This is a genomic window from Arthrobacter sp. MDT2-3, assembly GCF_059090465.1.
This window is the reverse complement of sequence record NZ_JBNHFS010000030.1, coordinates 1-207: the sequence shown is the minus strand read 5'-3', so window position 1 is coordinate 207 and position 207 is coordinate 1. Positions and strand designations below refer to the sequence as shown.

The 207-nt window shown below is 63.8% G+C and carries 1 protein-coding gene; it reads left to right on the top strand.

Going from position 1 to position 207, the window contains the following annotated elements:
* The coding region (locus tag AC5RUQ_RS20980) for a hypothetical protein (RefSeq protein ID WP_493949188.1) at positions 1–207 on the top strand (207 nt) is incomplete at both ends.

Below are 207 nucleotides of genomic sequence, written 5' to 3'. Positions count from 1 at the left end.
AGGAACTCGAAGCGTTCTTCCGCGGCGCGGGCTGGAACGTGATCAAGGTCGTCTGGGGCCGGGAATGGGATGACCTGCTCACCCGCGACACCGACGGGTCGCTGGTGAAGATCATGAACGAAACCCCCGACGGGGACTACCAGACCTACAAGGCCGAATCCGGCGGGTTCGTCCGCGAACACTTCTTCGGCAAGGACCCGGCCACCA